This is a genomic window from Saccharopolyspora sp. NPDC000995, assembly GCF_053599315.1.
Window position 1 is genome coordinate 92,307 of record NZ_JBSFLZ010000008.1, and the last position, 17,575, is coordinate 109,881.

The 17,575-nt window shown below is 68.4% G+C and carries 17 protein-coding genes and 2 pseudogenes; 9 read left to right on the top strand and 10 right to left on the bottom strand.

Annotation, left to right across the window (positions count from 1 at the left end; all coding sequences use genetic code 11):
- Positions 1-126: 126 nt before the first annotated feature.
- Complete coding sequence (locus ACWDKQ_RS05060) at positions 127-1,872, top strand: GAF domain-containing protein (protein ID WP_450137460.1); 1,746 nt, start codon at positions 127-129, stop codon at positions 1,870-1,872.
- A gap of 336 nt (positions 1,873-2,208) precedes the next feature.
- Here ACWDKQ_RS05060 and ACWDKQ_RS05065 read toward each other — a convergent pair whose 3' ends face one another.
- Together ACWDKQ_RS05065 and ACWDKQ_RS05070 are read right to left on the bottom strand one after the other, a co-directional pair.
- Entirely contained in the window at positions 2,209-3,198 is a 990-nt protein-coding gene (locus ACWDKQ_RS05065; protein WP_450137461.1) for an LLM class flavin-dependent oxidoreductase, read from the bottom strand.
- 208 nt (positions 3,199-3,406) lie between these two features.
- Complete coding sequence (locus ACWDKQ_RS05070; protein WP_450137462.1) at positions 3,407-3,769, bottom strand: transglycosylase family protein; 363 nt, start codon at positions 3,767-3,769, stop codon at positions 3,407-3,409.
- Positions 3,770-4,506: 737 nt separating this feature from the next.
- Here ACWDKQ_RS05070 and ACWDKQ_RS05075 point away from each other — a divergent pair.
- Entirely contained in the window at positions 4,507-6,897 is a 2,391-nt protein-coding gene (locus ACWDKQ_RS05075) for an ATP-binding cassette domain-containing protein (RefSeq protein WP_450137463.1), read from the top strand.
- A 97-nt stretch (positions 6,898-6,994) separates the two neighbouring features.
- Here the strand turns inward: ACWDKQ_RS05075 and ACWDKQ_RS05080 are convergent.
- The 3 genes and pseudogenes from ACWDKQ_RS05080 to ACWDKQ_RS05090 form a co-directional block, all read right to left on the bottom strand.
- Positions 6,995-7,123, bottom strand: a pseudogene (locus ACWDKQ_RS05080) (VOC family protein); the annotation flags it as partial.
- Positions 7,124-7,178: 55 nt separating this feature from the next.
- Complete coding sequence (locus tag ACWDKQ_RS05085) at positions 7,179-8,741, bottom strand: FAD-dependent monooxygenase (protein WP_450137478.1); 1,563 nt, start codon at positions 8,739-8,741, stop codon at positions 7,179-7,181.
- Positions 8,742-8,817: 76 nt separating this feature from the next.
- Positions 8,818-9,444: an acyl-CoA-like ligand-binding transcription factor gene (locus ACWDKQ_RS05090; protein ID WP_450137464.1), complete on the bottom strand. Its 627-nt coding sequence runs from the start codon at positions 9,442-9,444 to the stop codon at positions 8,818-8,820.
- A gap of 234 nt (positions 9,445-9,678) precedes the next feature.
- Between ACWDKQ_RS05090 and ACWDKQ_RS05095 the strand changes: the two are divergent.
- The 3 genes and pseudogenes from ACWDKQ_RS05095 to ACWDKQ_RS05105 all read left to right on the top strand — a co-directional run.
- Positions 9,679-9,791 (top strand): annotated as a pseudogene (locus ACWDKQ_RS05095) (CoA transferase); the annotation flags it as partial.
- On the top strand, positions 9,789-10,130 hold the full coding sequence (locus ACWDKQ_RS05100; RefSeq protein WP_450137465.1) for a CoA transferase: 342 nt from the start codon (positions 9,789-9,791) through the stop codon (positions 10,128-10,130). The pseudogene ACWDKQ_RS05095 and the gene ACWDKQ_RS05100, both read left to right, overlap by 3 nt.
- A 368-nt stretch (positions 10,131-10,498) precedes the next feature.
- A complete protein-coding gene (locus ACWDKQ_RS05105) occupies positions 10,499-11,212 on the top strand; it encodes an Hsp20/alpha crystallin family protein (RefSeq protein ID WP_450137466.1) in 714 nt (237 codons plus the stop codon).
- On the opposite strand, the gene ACWDKQ_RS05110 is transcribed toward ACWDKQ_RS05105, so the two are convergent.
- On the bottom strand, positions 11,178-11,813 hold the full coding sequence (locus ACWDKQ_RS05110; RefSeq protein ID WP_450137467.1) for a class I SAM-dependent methyltransferase: 636 nt from the start codon (positions 11,811-11,813) through the stop codon (positions 11,178-11,180). The genes ACWDKQ_RS05105 and ACWDKQ_RS05110 overlap by 35 nt on opposite strands.
- Positions 11,814-11,945: 132 nt before the next feature.
- On the opposite strand from ACWDKQ_RS05110, the gene ACWDKQ_RS05115 reads away from it, so the two are divergent.
- Both ACWDKQ_RS05115 and ACWDKQ_RS05120 read left to right on the top strand, forming a co-directional pair.
- Complete coding sequence (locus tag ACWDKQ_RS05115; protein ID WP_450137468.1) at positions 11,946-12,641, top strand: response regulator transcription factor; 696 nt, start codon at positions 11,946-11,948, stop codon at positions 12,639-12,641.
- A gap of 21 nt (positions 12,642-12,662) precedes the next feature.
- The gene (locus tag ACWDKQ_RS05120) at positions 12,663-13,955 is read left to right on the top strand and encodes an ATP-binding protein (RefSeq protein WP_450137469.1); all 1,293 of its coding nucleotides are present in this window, start codon (positions 12,663-12,665) and stop codon (positions 13,953-13,955) included.
- Here the strand turns inward: ACWDKQ_RS05120 and ACWDKQ_RS05125 are convergent.
- The 3 genes from ACWDKQ_RS05125 to ACWDKQ_RS05135 all read right to left on the bottom strand — a co-directional run bounded on the left by ACWDKQ_RS05125 (position 13,941) and on the right by ACWDKQ_RS05135 (position 16,008).
- Entirely contained in the window at positions 13,941-14,525 is a 585-nt protein-coding gene (locus ACWDKQ_RS05125; RefSeq protein WP_450137470.1) for a phosphatase PAP2 family protein, read from the bottom strand. The two genes, ACWDKQ_RS05120 and ACWDKQ_RS05125, sit on opposite strands and share 15 nt — an antisense overlap.
- Complete coding sequence (locus ACWDKQ_RS05130) at positions 14,522-15,151, bottom strand: DedA family protein (protein WP_450137471.1); 630 nt, start codon at positions 15,149-15,151, stop codon at positions 14,522-14,524. Before ACWDKQ_RS05130 ends, ACWDKQ_RS05125 begins: the two co-directional genes overlap by 4 nt.
- A 731-nt stretch (positions 15,152-15,882) precedes the next feature.
- Positions 15,883-16,008 (bottom strand): hypothetical protein, encoded by a 126-nt coding sequence (locus ACWDKQ_RS05135; RefSeq protein ID WP_450137472.1) that lies wholly within the window; start codon positions 16,006-16,008, stop codon positions 15,883-15,885.
- Between the two features lie 307 nt (positions 16,009-16,315).
- Here ACWDKQ_RS05135 and ACWDKQ_RS05140 point away from each other — a divergent pair, with 307 nt between their 5' ends.
- Positions 16,316-16,861 (top strand): helix-turn-helix domain-containing protein, encoded by a 546-nt coding sequence (locus ACWDKQ_RS05140; RefSeq protein ID WP_450137473.1) that lies wholly within the window; start codon positions 16,316-16,318, stop codon positions 16,859-16,861.
- Positions 16,771-17,379 carry a transposase gene (locus ACWDKQ_RS05145; RefSeq protein WP_450137474.1) on the top strand — a complete coding sequence of 203 codons (609 nt, stop codon included), beginning with the start codon at positions 16,771-16,773 and terminating at the stop codon, positions 17,377-17,379. The genes ACWDKQ_RS05140 and ACWDKQ_RS05145 overlap by 91 nt, the downstream gene beginning before the upstream one ends.
- Positions 17,380-17,390: 11 nt before the next feature.
- On the opposite strand, the gene ACWDKQ_RS05150 is transcribed toward ACWDKQ_RS05145, so the two are convergent.
- The coding region (locus tag ACWDKQ_RS05150) for a hypothetical protein (protein WP_450137475.1) at positions 17,391-17,575 on the bottom strand (185 nt) is incomplete at its 5' end.

Consider the following 17,575-nt stretch of genomic DNA (forward strand, 5'->3'; position numbering starts at 1 on the left):
TTATCCCCTAAGGTCGCAGTTGTTGTGAGGATGCCGGTGTCGCGGTCCGGTGAACCAGAGCCGATCGTCACCACTGGACCAGGCCGAGCCCCGGTGCGAACCGTTAGTACGTGTCACAGTGGAGGTGTGAGCAGGGCGGACGTGCCGAGTTCGGGGGAGGAGTCGCAGGGCCCGCCGCGGTCGGTTGAGGATGCGTTCTCCAGGCTGCGGCTAAGGGAGCTGCTGACTCAGGTCCAGGTGCGCATCGAGGAGATCATCGGGCTGCGCGACCGGATGGACGGGCTGCTTTCGGCCGTGCTCGCGATCTCGTCGGAGCTAGAACTCGACGCGACGCTGCGGCGAATCGTGCACACTGCGATGGACCTCGTCGACGCCCGCTACGGCGCCATCGGCGTGCTGGGCGCCAACGGCGAGCTCAGCCAGTTCGTGTACGAGGGCATCGACGAGCCGACGCGCGAGCTCATCGGGGCGCTGCCCACCGGGCACGGCGTCCTCGGCGTGGTCATCGAGGAAGACAAGCCGCTGCGTCTGGACGACATCGCCTCCCACCCGGCCTCGGTGGGGTTCCCGCCCCACCACCCGCCGATGGGTGGCTTCCTCGGGGTGCCGATCCGCGCCCGGCAGGAGACCTTCGGGCGGCTGTACCTGACGGAGAAGCGCGGCGGCGGTAGTTTCACCGACGACGACGAGGTCGTCATGCAGGCCTTGGCGGGTGCGGCGGGCATCTCGGTGGACAACGCCCGCCTGTTCGAGGAAGTCCGCCGCCGCGAGCGCTGGTTGGATGCCACCAGCGAGATCACGGCGGCGCTGCTGGCGGGCACCGACCCCATCGACGCGTTGCAGTTGATCGCCGAGCGCGCCGCGGAGCTCACCGCCGCCGACTACGCCCTGATCGCCGTGCCGGTGCGCGGCGAGGACACGCCGGACGAACGCGTCAGCGAGCTCATCATCAGAATGTCCGTCGGGGTGGACGTCGACGACCTGACGCACCGGACAATCCCGATCAGCGGCACGACCACCGGGCAGGTGTTCCGGGAGCGGATCCCGCGCAACGTCTCGAACCTAGCCTTCGACCTGACCGAAGGCCAGGTCGTCCGGTTCGGGCCCGCGCTCGCGGTTCCGATGCGGGCCGACGAGATGACCTCCGGGGTCCTGCTCGCGGCGCGCACGGTGGACTCTGCCGACTTCGATGAGGACCAGCTGCAGGTGGTGTCCTCGTTCGCCGACCAGGCGGCGCTGGCGTTGCAGTGGGCCGAGGCGCAGGCCGCGCGCCGGGAGCTCGACGTGCTTGCCGACCGCGATCGGATTGCCCGAGACCTGCACGACCACGTCATCCAGCGGCTGTTTGCCATCGGCATGGCCATGCAGGGCACGCAGCGCCGGGCGAAGTCGCCCATCGTGGCCGACCGGTTGACCGAGCACATCGACCAGCTGCACGAGGTGATCCAGGACCTGCGGGCCAGCATCTTCGACTTGCAGGCCACCGCCGAGACCGCGGTGCGGTTCCGGGCGCGGGTGCAGCGCGTGATCACGGACGTGGTCGGTGACAACCCGCTCAGGATCACCGTGCGAATGTCGGGCCCGCTCGACGTGCTGCCGCCGAAGTTGGCCGAGCACGCCGAGGCCGTCGTCCTGGAAGCGGTGAGCAACGTGGTCAGGCATGCGCGGGCGACGGAGCTGTTGGTCACGATCTCCTTGGACGGGAACCTGGCGATCGACGTGACGGACAACGGTGTCGGAATCCCGGAAACCGTGGCGCACAGCGGATTGCACAACCTCGCCGAGCGCGCCGCCCAGCTCGGCGGCCAGTGCACGGTGGATCAGCTGCCGTCGGGCGGAACCAGCCTGCGCTGGAGCGCACCGGTCCGCTGACGGTCCACTATGGTCAGAGATGTCACCTCGTGCTGGAAGGTACTCGACCGCATGGACACCGCGGGAAGTCCTCCTGGTGGCCGTTCGCTTTAAATTGCGTCCACCTGGTGGAGATCGTTCTCGTCGGCGATGGCGCCGATCGCGCTGGCAGGCTACCTGTGGGCGCGATCGGCGTTGCGGTGCGAACCCAGCCGGTGGAGACCGCATGCCGCGGGCTCCCAGAAGTCCCCTGGCGAGGCCGCTTCGAAGTCGCGCGGTCATGCACGGGCCGGGGACCCGCCAGTCCGGGCGGCGTCCGAGGTCCCGCTGCCCGCACCGCTTCACGAGATCTTTCCGTCAGGCGGCCACCAGACGGCGGACCTCGGAGAGCAGTTCGAGCGAGCGGCGCCAGGCGGTGCGGTCCGGCGCGGCGGACACGACGATCAGCTCGTCGGCCTGCGACCGCTCGACGAACCCGTCCAGGTAGTCGTCCACTTCGGTCGGGGTGCCGACGGCGGTGTACTTGGTCATCTGCAGAACCTGTTGTCCAGCCGGGGAAGCGAGGATGGCGTCCGCCTCCTCCGGGGTGAATTCCCGGCCCTGACCCAGCATCCGGGCCACCCGGTAGCGTTTCGCCGCCTGGAAGTGCTGCTCGGCCTCGTGGGTGGTGTCGGCCGCGATCACGTTGACCCCGGCGATCACGTAGGGCTCCGCGAGCTGGGCGGACGGCTGGAACTCCCGCCGGTAGACCGAGACGGCGGCATCCAGCGCATCCGGCGCGAAGTGCGAGGCGAACGAGTACGGCAAGCCGAGCACGGCGGCGAGCCTGGCGCCGAACAGCGACGAACCGAGGATGTACAGCGGCACGTTGGTGCCCGCGCCGGGCGTCGCGTTGACCCCGGGGATCCGGGTCTCGCCCGACAGATAGCCCTGCAGCTCCAACACGTCCTGGGGGAAGGTGTCGGCCGCGGCAGGGTCGCGGCGCAGCGCCCGCATGGTCTTCTGGTCGCTGCCCGGGGCCCGGCCGAGGCCGAGGTCGATGCGTCCCGGGAACAGAGTTTCTAGGGTGCCGAACTGCTCGGCGATGGTCAGCGGCGAGTGGTTGGGCAGCATCACGCCACCGGCGCCGAGCCGGATGGTCTTGGTGTGAGCGGCCACGTGCCCGATCAGCACGCTGGTCGCCGACGACGCGATCGACGACATGTTGTGGTGCTCGGCGTACCAGATCCGCCGGTAGCCCAGGGCTTCGGCGCGCTGTGCCAGGTCGACGCTGGCGGCGAAGCTGTCGCCGGCCGTCTCTCCAGGGCCGATGTGTGCCAGATCGAGAATGGAGAGGGCAACAGCCACGGCAGCATCAGCCTTTCATCGCGTGCGACAAGCGCGAGGCCCCTGCCCCGCGCAGCAGCGATAACGGAACAACCGCCCCGTTTATTCCGCACCCGAGGTTCGGTGGGCACCGTCACGCTCCACCCGCGATTGAGTGTTGCCCCCGGTGATCGCCCGTGCGCACTTCGCGGTGCCGCAGCCCCTGGAAGTGCTCACGGGCGGGAACCGGTCACTTGTGGAGTCCGGCCTTCCTCGAGCACACCGGCCAGGCCTTGGGCCCCTGGGCCTTGAGGACCTTTTCCGCGACCGCGATCTGCTGCTCGCGCGTCGCCTGGTGCGCCTTTCGGGCGTAGGCGGTGCCGCCGAACGCGGCCCAGGTGGACGGGGTGAACTGCAGGCCGCCGGAGAAACCGTTGCCGGTGTTGGCCTTCCAGTTCCCGGAGCTCTCGCACTTCGCGACGGCGTCCCAAGTGGACGCCGCGGCGGCACTGGCGGGGAGGGCGGTCGCCAGCGCAGCGGCGGCGATCAGGCCGGCGAGGATTGCTCCGGAGGCGATTCGGCTGGTGGGGGACATGCGGTTGTTGCGCGCCATGGATGATCTCCTGCTGCGCCTGCGACCCGCGCACGATTGACCGCCCGGCGTGCTTGTGGTGCCGGCGGAACGTGGTTCGAGGTGTCGGCCCTGCCCAGTCGTTTCTTCGGGGGTGGGAGCCCGCGGGGCAGGGTGCGGCGCTGCGGGCTCCCGGTCGGTCGGCTCGGGGGGTGGCCGACCATCGGACACGCTACGTAGTCGAGGTCGCAAGGCCAACTCCTTATGGGGTAGTCAATCCCGATCAGGAAACCCTGCAAGATCCCTTGATTCAAGTGTCGTTCCTGGTAGCGGTGGCCTGGAGGGTGAGCGCTGGCTGATTACACAATGTATTGATCGAAAGTAATCTTCACCCTTGTGGGTTACCTTCAAGATCTATTCCGGCCTACCGGGCCGTTGGGCTGGTCGCGTCGCCGAGCGGCGTCCGGCTGCTGCTCGCCTGCGCGTCAGGGCCCCAGCCGCAGGTCACAGCCACGACCTGCAACACCGACTTCGACCCGTGTGCGCTTGCCGCGCCGAACCGCTGGTTAATCTGGCGTCTCGGGCCCAGCGGCACCCGGGGCCAAAGCACGTGAACGGCTTGCGCCACCCCGGCTGGTACCACCGAGCAGGTGGACAGCGGCCCATCGCCGGTGACCGCGCCGGCGAAGGGGGCCGGACGTACTGCCCGGAACTGGTCGGATCGAGCCAGGCGACCGACGGAGACCGCGGAGGCGGGTCCGCCAACAGATGGAGGCACCATGAGCATGGCCACCAGGACGGATGCGCAGTCGCCTGAGCCGCACGTCGCTGACAGCCACGATCTGATTCGCGTGCACGGCGCACGCGTGAACAACCTCAAGGACGTCAGCATCGAGATCCCGAAGCGCCGGCTGACGGTGTTCACCGGTGTCTCCGGCTCGGGCAAGAGTTCGCTGGTGTTCGGCACGATCGCCGCGGAGTCGCAGCGGCTGATCAACGAGACCTACAGTGCCTTCGTGCAGGGCTTCATGCCGACGCTGGCACGGCCCGAGGTCGACGTCCTGGACGGGCTGACGACCGCGATCATCGTCGACCAGGAGCGGATGGGTGCCGATCCCCGCTCGACGGTCGGCACCGCCACCGACGCCAACGCGATGCTGCGCATCCTGTTCAGCCGCCTCGGAAAGCCGCACATCGGCTCGCCGCAGGCGTTCTCCTTCAACGTCGCCTCCATCAGCGGAGCGGGCGCGGTCACGCTCGAACGCGGCGGGCAGACTGTGAAGGAGCGTCGCAGCTTCAGCATCACCGGCGGCATGTGCCCGCGCTGCGAGGGCCGTGGCTCGGTCAACGACATCGACCTGACCCAGCTGTACGACGGCAGCAAGTCGCTCAACGAGGGCGCGCTCACTATCCCCGGCTACAGCATGGACGGCTGGTATGGCCGCATCTTCAAGGGCTGCGGCTTCTTCGACCCGGACAAGCCGATCCGCAAGTTCACCAAGAAGCAGTTGCACGACCTGCTCCACAAAGAGCCGACCAAGATCAAGGTCGACGGCATCAACCTGACCTACGAAGGCCTGATCCCCAAGATCCAGAAGTCGATGTTGTCCAAGGACGTCGACTCGCTGCAGCCGCACATCCGGGCCTTCGTGGAGCGGGCGGTCACCTTCGCCACCTGCCCCGAGTGCGACGGTACCCGGCTCAGCGAGCAGGCCCGGTCGTCGAAGATCGACGGGATCAACATCGCCGACGCTTGCGCCATGCAGATCACCGACCTGGCCGAGTGGGCGGGGGGCCTGGACGAACCGTCCGTTGCGCCGCTGCTGACCGCGCTGCGGCACACCCTCGACTCGTTCGTCGAGATCGGGCTGGGCTACCTCTCGCTCGACCGGCCGTCGGGCACGCTGTCGGGCGGCGAGGCGCAGCGCACCAAGATGATCCGGCACCTCGGGTCGTCGCTCACGGACGTCACTTACGTCTTCGACGAGCCGACGATCGGGCTGCACCCCCACGACATCCAGCGAATGAACGGCCTGCTGCTGCAGCTGCGCAACAAGGGCAACACCGTGCTGGTCGTGGAGCACAAGCCGGAGGCGATTGCGATCGCCGACCACGTCGTCGATCTCGGCCCGGGCGCTGGCACCGAGGGCGGAGAGGTCGTGTTCGAGGGCACCATCGACGCGCTGCGGGCCAGCGAGACGCTCACCGGGCGGCACCTGGATGACCGCGCCTGCCTGAAGCCGTCGGTGCGGACGCCGTCGGGCATGTTGGAGGTGCGCGGCGCCGGAACCCACAACCTCCAGGACGTCGACGTCGACATCCCGCTCGGCGTGCTGGTCGTCGTCACCGGGGTGGCGGGCTCGGGCAAGAGCTCGCTGATCCACGGCTCGGTGTCCGGGCGGGACGCAGTGGTGGCGGTCGACCAGACCGCGATCCGCGGCTCGCGGCGGAGCAACCCGGCGACCTACACCGGACTGCTCGACCCGATCCGCAAGGCGTTCGCGAAGGCCAACGGCGTGAAGCCGGCGCTGTTCAGCGCCAACTCGGAAGGCGCCTGCCCCAACTGCAACGGTGCCGGTGTCATCTACACCGACCTGGCGATGATGGCCGGCGTCGCCACCACCTGCGAGGAGTGCGAGGGGAAGCGGTTCCAGGCAGCGGTGCTGGACTACCACTTCGGCGGTCGCGACATCAGCGAGGTGCTCGCGATGTCGGTGGCCGAGGCCGCGGAGTTCTTCGGCTCCGGGGATGCGAAGGTCCCGGCCGCGCACAAGATCCTCGAGCGCCTCGCCGACGTCGGGCTCGGCTACCTCCGCCTCGGCCAGCCGCTCACCACGCTGTCCGGCGGTGAGCGGCAGCGGCTCAAGCTGGCCACCCGCATGGCCGAGAAAGGCGGCGTCTACGTCCTCGACGAACCGACCACCGGTCTACACCTCGTCGACGTCGAGCAGCTGCTCGGCCTGCTGGACCGGCTCGTCGATGCCGGCAAGTCGGTCATCGTCATCGAGCACCACCAGGCGGTCATGGCGCACGCCGACTGGATCATCGACCTCGGCCCCGGTGCAGGCCACGACGGCGGCCGGGTCGTCTTCGAGGGCACGCCCGCCGACCTCGTCGCCGCGCGCTCCACCCTCACCGGCGAGCACCTCGCGGCCTACGTCGACGCCTGACCGGGGTGTTCGCGGACACCGCTGGATCTCCTCCCGCTCGGGTTCTTAAGGACCGCGGTCTCCAGGACCCGAGCTCGGCATCACGACGAGGACCGGATCACGGCTCGCGGGGCTGGGTGAAGCGCAGCATGTTGCCCGCGGGGTCGCGGAAGGCGCAGTCGCGGACGCCGTACGGCTGGTCGACGGGCTCCTGCAGTACCTCGCCACCCGCGGCGCGGATGCGCTCGGCGAGAACGGCGACCAGGACGGCGAACCCGCCCTGCCGGTGGTGATTGAGAACATCAAGTTTCGCTGCTGACCGGCTGTTCCCCGGGGCCGAACCACGTGGTCAGGGCTTCGCGGAGGGTCCGTCGCTCCTGGGTGTCCGGTTGAGCGGAACTCGACGCCCAGGCGACGTAACCGTCCGGGCGCAGCAGCATCGCGGTCGTCGAAGTCCCGGCGAGGCCGCTGACCAGCTCCACCCGGTCATTCCAGCCGGAGAGGTCTTCGGACAGCGCGGCGCTTTCGGTCATGTCGAGCAGGAGCGGCCGGGCGTCCGCGGTCAGCTCCGCGAGCCGAACGGTGCAGGTTTCGGTGTCGAGCAGTAGGTCGGGCGCCCACCGGCCGACCAGCGGGTGCGTCGCGGAAGTGCCCATCTCGTAGCGGACGTCCGCGCCTGCCATCGTGTCCGCGATGTGCTGGATGTTGCGCGGCTCGCGGAGGAGTTCACCGAAGAGCTCTCGCACCGCTGTGGTTTCGCTGCCCGGGGCGAGCAGCGCCGATTGGGCCTGGGTGTGCATCACCACTCGCCGGGCCACGGGCCGTCGCTCGGCTTCGTAGCTGTCGAGCAGCCCGGGCGGCGCCCAGCCCCGCAGCTCGGCGGCGAGCTTCCAGCCCAGGTTCACGGTGTCCTGCAGGCCCAGGTTCAAGCCGGGGCCGCCGATCGCCGAATGCACGTGGGCCGCATCGCCGACCAGCAGCACGCGCCGGTCCCGGAACCGGTCGGCCAGCCGGGTGTTGCCGCCCGTCAACCGGCGCGCGAGGTGCGGGCCATCGCCTTCTGGCGGCTCCAGCGGCAAGTCCACCCCGAGCACGCGGCGCGCGCTCGCACGCAGCTCCTCCAGCGTCAGCTCGGTTCCGTCCGCTCCGGCCGAGTTCCACTCCATTGTGGACACCGTCGTTCTGCCGTCGAGGAAAGGGGCGTACGCCAACACCCCTCGTTCGGTGCGATGGTGCATGAACGGCGGGATGACGCCGTAGCCGGGGACGTCCAGCCCGCCCGTCGCCGGATCGACCAGCGAGCTCGCGATGCTGACGTGCGCCAGGCGTGAAACGATTTTCTCACTGGTGACACCGGAGAAACCGATGCCGGAGAACTTGCGGGTCGGGCTGTGCCCACCGTCCGCGCCGACCAGGTACCGGGCGCGCAGCCGGTAGGGGCCATCCGGCCCGGCGACGTCGATGGCGACCGCATCGTCGTCCTGGGTCAGCCCGACGAGTTCGTGGCCCCAGCGGATTTCCACTCCGAGTTCGACGGCCCGGTCTTCCAGGACCTGCTCGATGCGGCGCTGCGGCACCTGCATCAGGTAGATCGGGTTGTCCTCGATGGCGCTGAGATCCAGCGGCATCGCGCCGAACACGAAGGCCGGAGCGGGTTGCGGTGGCTTGGAGCTGCCGCTGAAGCGCTGGTGCAGGCCTCGGCGGTCGAGCATCCGCACCACCTGCCCGACCAGTCCGTTGGCCCGCTGCAAGGTCGCGCGTTCCGGGAGACGTTCGAGCACCAGCGGTTTCGTCCCGGCCAGGCTCAGCTCGCAGGCCAGCATCAGCCCGTTCGGGCCGGCACCCGCGATCACGACATCGGCGATCAAAGCTTTTCTCCTTGATGTGACGGAAAAGGCATGGTCGGTCGACCCGGCAGCGCCGGGTCGACGGTCGAGTTGCTCAGCGGACGGGCATTCCGTTGGCGAGTTGTTGGAGGGCGTCGCGCAGTACCGGCGCCACCGGGGTGGGTTCTTCGGCGGTCAGCCAGTGCCCGATGGCTGCCGCGATCGCGGCTCCGACCGCACCGGCCACCAGTCGCGGGTACAGGTCGCGCGTCGAGTCGGTGCCGGTGCGCTCGGCGATGGCGGCGGCGAGTTCGGACTCGGCCGCTGCGTTGGCCTTGATGAACTCGCCTTGCAGCGCCGGCTCGGAAACCATCAGGCGAACGCCGTCGAGCCACTGCCGGTCCGGTTGTCGTTCACCGGTGCCCTGTTCCAGCCCGAACTGCGCCATCGCGGCGTTGGTGATGGCCTCCCACAGCGGTTCGGATTCCGGCCGCGCGCGCAGTTCCACCGCGATCTGGCGGGCTCTTTCCAGGTGTCGCGCGGCGATCGCTTCGCCCTTGCTGGCGAAGTAGTTGTTGAAGGTGCGCGGGGATACGCCGACTTCGGCGGTGATGTCCTCGACGCGCACGTCCTCGAGTCCCCGCTCCACGGTGAGGCGGATGGCCGCCCAGCTCAGGGCTAGGCGGGTCTCCTGCTTCTTGCGCTCCCGCAACCCTGACCGCTCGCGATCCTCAATGCCCATGACGACCACGGTACTGGAATTTTGCGCAGCGCGCAAAGTTGCGTGATCGGAAAGAACTGGCCGGCTACCTTCGTCCGAAATCGCCGCGGACCCCTTCGCCGCACGCCCGCCCGAAACCATTTCCGCAACCGCCGATCAAAACGGCGATCCGCCATGACCGCACCGAACGGCAGCCTCCACGGCATCCGCGTCGTGGACATGTCCCGCATTCTCGTCGGGCCGCTGTGCTGCCAGATGCTCGCCGACCACGGCGCCGAGGTGATCAAGATCGAGCCGCCCGCCAGTGACGACACACGCACCTGGGGGCCGCCGTTCACCAGCGAGACGATGAGCGCCAACCACACGTGGATCAACAGAACAAGACGAAACATCTGCGTGGACTTCGCAGCGTCCGGCGGCCAGCAGGTGCTCAACCAGTCTTCATCGGAGCGGGCAACGACCGGCAGTTCAGCCAGTTCGCCGACGTCCTCGGCATCACGGAACTCGCCGACGACGCGCGGTTGTCGACCAACGCCGACCGGGTCCGCAACGTCGCGGAGCTGCGGCCGCTGATCATCGAGCGGATCGCGCAGAGGCGCCGCCACGAACTCCGGACGGGTGAATCGCGTGAACCCTCGTTGACGCCTCGTCATGAGCACTCCCACCGATGGGATGCAGTAGTGGGAGATAGGGGCCGGCCGTTGTGAGGCGGCGGGTGCCGCCCGGAGGAATTTGGCCGGGCGGGAGCGCACCACCGTCCCCGGGGTTCAGAGGGCATCCAACCCGGTCGTAACTGTCTGATGTGGAACGTGACAATCCCGTTGGGGTCCAAGCGAAGTGTCGTTTGGTAGGCCGACTGTGAGGAACGCGGAACTCCCCAGCGGGGACAGGATGACCCGAGAAGCGAATGCCGGTAGCCGAAAGGCAGCAGGAAACCGGGCACCATTTGTTGGCTCCTCCGCCAGCAGTTCCCGCATAACTGGCCGGATAAACGTGGTTTGGTGCGGCCGCGGCGACGGGTACGTACCGAGTCGGAACGCACGTGTTGTGGGGAGGGATCAGGATCGCTGAGCGGATGCCCGTCCGACGCGGCGAATGTCGGGAGTGGGCGGGGCCCCCGAATATGTGGCAGGAGCCGCTCCGCGAGCTGGAAGAGATCTGGGATCGCATGGGACAGCTCTTCGACCCGGGGTGGGCCATGACGCGGACCGGTGTCGCGTTGCAGCCGATGGTCGACGTGGAGGAGACCGAGAACGCCTACGTGTTCGAGGTCGACCTGCCCGGTGTGCGCCGGGAGGACATCGCCGTCGAAGTACGTGGGCAGGAACTGTGGATCACGGGTGAGCTCAGAGAGAAGGAGCACACCGGTGTGCTGCGGCGCAAGATGCGACGCACCGGCAGCTTCTCCTTCCGCGGAACCCTGCCGGGGGAGGTCGACGCGGACAAGATCGAGGCGAACCTCGCGGACGGGGTGCTTTCGGTGAAGGTGCCCAAGGCCGAGGTGAGCAAGTCGCGCCGCATTGAGATCAAGTTACGAGGAGCTGGGGCGGGTCGGCCCCGGCCCGCTGATTCTCACAACGGGAAAAGCGCTCGCGGGCGGTCATCGTGCACGGATCGCGGCGGCGACGGCGAGCAGGATCACCGCGGCTCCGCCGAGGACTGCAGGGTGAGCGGATCGTCCAACGCTTACGACTGCGGACCGCTGAATCGAACGTCCTTTTCGGACGATCTGGAACTCGTCGTCCACAGGCAGGTCAATCGGCTCTGCCGTGCACCGCTGTGCCGCTGATGTAGAAGGACAGCGGGGTGCAGACTTCCGGGAACAGGAAGCGGTCCAGCCGGTCGAGCGTGAAGCCGGTGCGCTCGATCGCCGCCGCGGTGTCGCGGCCGGAGTGGCAGCCCCCGGCCAGGTGGGGCCAGACGGTCGCATCGAGAGCGCGCTGGACGCGCGCCAAGCCGGGGGAGTCGGCTCGGACGTGTTCGAGGAAGCGCAGTTGTCCGCCCGGGTTGAGCACCCGCTGGACCTCCCGCAGGACCACCGCCTGATCCCGCACCGAGCAGAGCACGAGCGACACGACCGCGGCATCGGCGCTACTGTCCTCGGTCGGCAGCCGTTCGGCGACGCCGTCGACGACTTCGACCGGTACCGGCGCCGACGCTGCAGCGCGCCGAGCGACCTGGCGCAGGTGCGGTTCGGGCTCCACGGCCAGGGCGCGGGTCACGGTCGATGGGTAATGCGCGAAGTTGAGCCCGTTTCCCGCGCCGATGTCGATCACGGTTCCGGTGAGGCCGGCGAGCAGCGCTTTGCGGTGCTCGGCCATGCCGCGGCGCTCCATGGCCCGGCTCAGCCGGCCGTAGAAGCGTGCGAAGACAGGGTGGTGGACGGGCATGCGATCACCATGCCACCTGCCGCGCTGCTGGTCCACCAACGTCACACGGACCCCGTATCGGCTGTTCAAGCCGCTTGGGCGGCAGTCCTCCCGCATCGGGGCGCGGCGGATGGTAGTGGATATCCTGCAGGCATGGTTCGGCTGTTGGTGGTGGAAGATGATCACACGATCGGCCAGGCCCTGGAGTTGAGCCTGCGTTCGCACGGCTACGAGGTGTCCTGGCAGCGCACCGGTCGGGATGCCCTGGAGCAGGCCGGTGACCGGGAGTTCGAGCTCGTCCTGCTGGATCTAGGCCTGCCGGACCTCGACGGCGTCGAGGTATGTCGCCGACTGCGCGAGGCGCAGGGGAAGTGCGTGCTGGTGATCCTGACCGCGCGCCACGAAGAGATGGACGTCGTGGTGGGCCTTGAGGCCGGCGCCGACGACTACCTCACCAAGCCCGTCCGCCTCGGTGAGCTGCTGGCCCGCATCCGCGCGCACCTCCGGCGTGGCCCCGCCGCCGGGGCCCAAGCGGTCGTCACCGTGGGGCGCTTGCGCATCGACACGGCGGCCAGGCGCGCTAGCCTCGACGGCCGGGAGGTGTTGCTGCGGGCGAAGGAGTTCGACCTGCTGGCCCGCCTCGCCGCGGAACCGGGCGTGGCCCTGAGCCGGGACACGCTCATGACCGAGGTGTGGGACGAGCACTGGTACGGCTCCAGCAAGACCCTCGACGTGCACATCGCCGCGCTGCGCCAGAAGCTCGCCGCGGCCGCAACATCACCCCAGCACGTGCCGAGGATCGCCACCCTCCGCGGACACGGGTACCGGCTGGAGAACATGGCTGGCTGAACAGGGCGAGGAGGCGCGACAGTGCGCAGGCGCATCGTGGCACTCACGGTGCTGGCCGCCGTGCTGGCGATCGGCCTCTTCGGCCTGCCGCTCGCTGCGGCTGTGGCTCGCTACTACCTCGAGGACGAGCGCGCGGAACTGGAACGCGTTGCAGAGGCCGCGGCCCTGTCCGTCGCCGACGAGCTGATCCGCGACCAGCGCCCGCTCCAGCTGCCACCGGCCCAGCCGGAGACGCGGCTCGCGCTGTACTCGCCGACCGGGCAGTTCGAGACCGGCAACGGCCCCGCCGACGCCGATCCAGCAGTCATCGCCGCCCAGCGCGGTGATGTGGCGACCAGCTCTGGGGGCGGAGATCTCGTCGTGGCGGTGCCGATCGCCGACACCGGCACGGTCGTCGGCGTCGTCCGTGCGGCCACCCCATACAGCGAGGTCTACCTGCGCACCGCCGTGACCTGGCTCGCCATGGTCGGGTTGTCGGTGCTGGCCGTGGGCGCCGCCTGGTTGATGGCGCGCGGCATGGCCCGGCGGCTCACCCGGCCCCTGGACGAGCTCTCGCACGCCGCCCAGCAGCTCGGGGAGGGCGACTTCATAGTGCGCACCAGCCGCGCCGGGATACCCGAGATCGATTCCGTCGCTTCCGCGATGGAGACCACCGCGCACCGCCTCGGCGAGATCCTCGCCCGCGAGCGCGCGTTCTCCGCGAACGCCTCGCACCAGCTCCGGACGCCACTGGCGGGGCTGCGGCTGCAGCTGGAGGCCGCGCTCGACTCGCGCGACCCGGACCCCCGCCCCGCGATCCAGGCGAGCATCGATGCGGCGGACCGGCTGGAACGCACGATCAACGATCTGCTGCTCCTGGCCCGCACCAGCGGGTCGGGGTCCGCGCCCGTGGACCTGGACGAACTGCTCGCAGAAGTGCGGGAGAGCTGGGGCGGCCTGCTGGCCGCGCAGGGCAGGGAACTGCTGGTCCCGGTCCCGGCGCCCGGGGCTGGTCGGCCGAACGCGTCCGCCGCGGCCATCCGCCAGGTCCTGGCGGTCCTGCTGGACAACGCCACGACGCACGGCGCGGGCACCGTGACGGTCACCGCGCGGGACGCTGGGGACGTGTTGGCCATCGACGTCTCCGACGAGGGGGCCGGCATCGACGCCGACCTGGATCCGTTCACGCAGCGGCGAGAAGGCGACGGGCGCGGGATCGGGCTGGCGCTGGCGCGTGGCCTCGCCGAGGGCGAAGGAGGACGTCTGTGGCTGCGGAAGCCCGTTCCGCCGACCTTCACCCTGCTGCTTCCAATTGCCGAATCACCCGACCCGTAGCCCAGCTCTGCGCAAGCGCTCCACACCGGCAGTCAGGGGACGGTGCACGACGAACCACGCGCCACCGAGAACAGCGCCGACGACCAAGGCGGCGATCACGTCGTGCGGGTAGTGCGCCCCGACGTAAATGCGGGACAACCCCATCAACAGCGCCACGACCACCGCGACGTAGCCCCAGCTTCGGCGAACGATCAAAGTGGACACCGCGAAGGCGGCGAAGATGACGGTGTGGTTGCTGGGGAACGCGTAATCTGTTGGACCGTCGCAAGGCAGCACCGTGATCACTTCCGGCAATGCCCGGCACGGGCGCTGTTCGGCCACCACGTCCTTCAACGCGCTGTTCACCGCGTACGCCGCGACTACCGCGATGCCCACCCAGAGCACCTTCGCCGCGGTGGTGGAGTCGGCTCGTCGCGCCCACCACAGCATCCCCAGAACCGCCAAGAGCAGGGCTATAACGCCGTAAGTCGTGAACAGGACCACGGGTGCCCAGAGCCAAGGCGTGCGCTCCGCGAACTGCGTCGCCGCCAGGTACCCGTCGCTGTCGGGATAGACGGGCGCGCCCTTCACCGCGCTTCCGGAGTCCGGCGCGACCGGTACACCTCCAACGCCACCGGCACTAGGGACAGCATGACGATCACGGCGATCATGGGCATGAGGTAGTCGTCGATGCTCGGCACCGAGGTGCCAAGGAAGTACCCGGCGAGCAGCACACCGACCGTCCACAGCAGACCGCCGGCGACCTGCCAGCGCGTGAACACCCCGGCAGGCACCCCGGTGATCCCGGCCATCGGGTTCAGCACGGTGCGCACGACCGGGATGAACCGGGCCAGCACGATGGCCTTGCCGTAGCCGTAGCGGTCCAGCAGTCGCCCCGCGCGGTCCACGCCTTCGTGCAGACGCCGGTTTCGCACCCGGCGGAGCAGGGCGGCCCCGCCGCGTCGGCCGATCAGGTAGCCGACCTGCGCTCCGGCCAACGCCCCCGCAACCGAGGCGACCAGCAACGGCAGCAAGGCGGAGCCACCTGACACGCCGGTGGCCGCGAGCACCCCAGCGGTGAACAGCAGCGAATCTCCGGGGAGGAAGAAGCCGATCAGCAGCCCCGTCTCGGCGAACAGCACCAGGAATACCCCGAGCGCCCCGAGACCGGTCACCAACGACCGCGAGTCCAGGACGTTCACCGCCAATTCATGCATCGGCTCCCCGTCTTTCCGCGTCCGACAACAGGATCACCACCAACGCTAGGAGCCGCTGGGCAAGCGCACGGTTCGCGGAAGGTTAACCGGGAGTTTGCTTTGCGCGTGAACGAAGTCAGCGGGGCGGCTACTTCGCTTCTGCCCGGGCTGCGAGGACTACGGTGCAAGCCACGCAGTGCAAGGCCCACGTCGAGTGCAGCCCCGAGTGCAACCAACGGCTGAAGCGCTGGCACAAGCGGGCTGCCGCGGAGGCCGTGAAGCCGCCGCTCGGCTGGAGCATCAGCCGGACCCAGCCAATCCGCAGGTTCACATGTTCAACCCGCATGTTGAGTGGACCTCCCCGGGAGGGCGGGGGTATGTGAAGCGTCTGTGGGAGGGCGTCCGGGGCGGATACGTTCTCAGCCTCAGCACCGGAATAACCAAAGCGGGACGCGCTAACTCGGTGGCGACCCGGTTGAACGAGCACCTTAAGAACTGCGAGAACTACGGTGTCGATGTCGTCGACATTGCAGTTCTCCCTACCTCCGGTGACCTGCTGTTCATGGAGCAGTCTTTGGAAGTACTTCGTCAAAGGTCACCCACTTGCTCGCACCAGCCCGTCTGTAATGGAGTCTGCCTTCGATGTCCCATTTGGGGACATCGTCGACTTCCTGATCCGGGAGCGACTCGGAGACGTCTGGGTGCCTATCACCGCGATTAGCTCCGTGCTCGACTACGTGTTTGATGCCTCTTCATTCGATGCCGTGATCAAATCCGAGCTTGAACTCTTGCGGAACCAGGCCGAAACACCAGACGCCGATCCAGACGATGCTGCGCCACGGCTTCGCGGCGCGGCGGGAAGGCTCGATCCAACCCACGACGGGACCTCTCTCTCGTGCGCGTCGCGCACGTGGTCCCGCAGCGGAAGGTAACTCCTGCTCCCCACTCTGTCGAGCGCTAACGATCATGTGTGGGTGAGTCGGTCCCCACGGTCTTTGCGTGCAGTGCCCCCGAAGGGCCGGGCGAGGCTCTTACCTGCATAGACGTCGTTAGTGCGTCGCGTTAGTTCGTGGGGGTCACAAGTCGTACCACTCGATGGTCGTGCCGACAGTGCTACTGACTTTGTAGCTTCAGGGTTCGGCGTGTCGCCGGGGTCTATTCTGGACTTTCGGAGAAGATCCTGATGTGCGATACGCGGATGGTGGCGGCACCGGCCCAACAGCGCGTGCCCGGCGTGAACAGGTTCGCCGGCAAGCGGCGGAGATGTTCCAAGCGGGGGCATCGCCTCCAGAAGTTGCACGATCGCTTGAGATATCGGAGAAGTCGGCACGGGCGTGGCGGCGAGCGTGGACTGCTGGCGGGGTCGAGGCATTGGCGTCGAAAGGACGGCCCGGCCCGAAGACCAAGTTGAACCAGCAGCAGATCGCCCGCCTGGAACAAGCCCTACGAGACGGTCCAGCTGCGGCAGGCTGGACCGAGGACCAACGGTGGACCCTCGCCAGGGTGGCGAAACTGATCGGGCGGATGTTCCACGTCTCCTACAGCCTCAAAGGCGTGGCGTTACTACTGCACCGGATGGGCTGGAGCCCACAGGCGCCGATCCGCCGGGCCGCCGAACGCGACGAACAGGCGATCACCGAGTGGAAGAAGACGACCTGGCCAACGGTAAAAGGATCGCGCGCAGGCTGGGCGCGTGGATCTGCTTCGCCGACGAAGCCGGACAAACGCTGAGACCAGCCAGGGCCCGCACCTGGGCCCCGCGAGGACACACGCCTGTGGTCAGGGTGACCGGTAAGGGCTCCGGCCGGATCTCCATCGCCGCACTGGCCTGCTACAAACCGCACCAGAAATCCCGGCTGATCTATCGGATGATGGTGCACCGAGGCCGCAAGGGCGAGAAGAAAGGCTTTCGTGAACGCGACTTTGCCGCTCTGCTGGATGCCGCGCACCAGCAACTGGGCGGGCCGATCGTGCTGGTGTGGGACAACCTGGGCGCTCACACCTCGGCCCTCATGCGCCGGCTGCTGGCGACCAGAACATGGCTGCGTGTCTACCAACTCCCGTCGTATGCGCCGGAGCTCAACCCGGTCGAGAGCGTGTGGTCACACCTGAAACGGAGTCTGGCCAACCTGGCTGCGGGCACGATCATCCACATGGCTGGGCTGGCTCGTACCCGACTCAAGCGCATGCAGTACGTGTCCGGCCTCATCGACGCCTTCCTTGCCGGTACCGGACTACGCCCACCGTAGACCCTGACCCTTCAAAGTCGATAGCGATCACGGCGCGGCGGCGGTGGGTCCGATGGGAATTGGTGGCGTTCGGCATGGCAGCCTCCATTGGCTAAGCCACTTAGGGTCTGTTTCAGAAGTTGATCTCGGTTTGAGATGATCTTCGTGTGGGTCGAGGTGATCTGACGAACGAGCAGTGGGCGAAGATGGAACCGTT

What these genes read in the sequence shown, in the direction of transcription:
- ACWDKQ_RS05105 (WP_450137466.1), top strand. Translation starts at nt 10,499, where the DNA reads ATGCCCGTCCGACGCGGCGAATGTCGGGAGTGGGCGGGGCCCCCGAAT.
- ACWDKQ_RS05070 (WP_450137462.1), bottom strand. Translation starts at nt 3,769, where the DNA reads ATGGCGCGCAACAACCGCATGTCCCCCACCAGCCGAATCGCCTCCGGA.
- ACWDKQ_RS05090 (WP_450137464.1), bottom strand. Translation starts at nt 9,444, where the DNA reads ATGGGCATTGAGGATCGCGAGCGGTCAGGGTTGCGGGAGCGCAAGAAG.
- ACWDKQ_RS05110 (WP_450137467.1), bottom strand. Translation starts at nt 11,813, where the DNA reads ATGCCCGTCCACCACCCTGTCTTCGCACGCTTCTACGGCCGGCTGAGC.
- ACWDKQ_RS05130 (WP_450137471.1), bottom strand. Translation starts at nt 15,151, where the DNA reads ATGCATGAATTGGCGGTGAACGTCCTGGACTCGCGGTCGTTGGTGACC.
- ACWDKQ_RS05075 (WP_450137463.1), top strand. Translation starts at nt 4,507, where the DNA reads ATGAGCATGGCCACCAGGACGGATGCGCAGTCGCCTGAGCCGCACGTC.
- ACWDKQ_RS05115 (WP_450137468.1), top strand. Translation starts at nt 11,946, where the DNA reads ATGGTTCGGCTGTTGGTGGTGGAAGATGATCACACGATCGGCCAGGCC.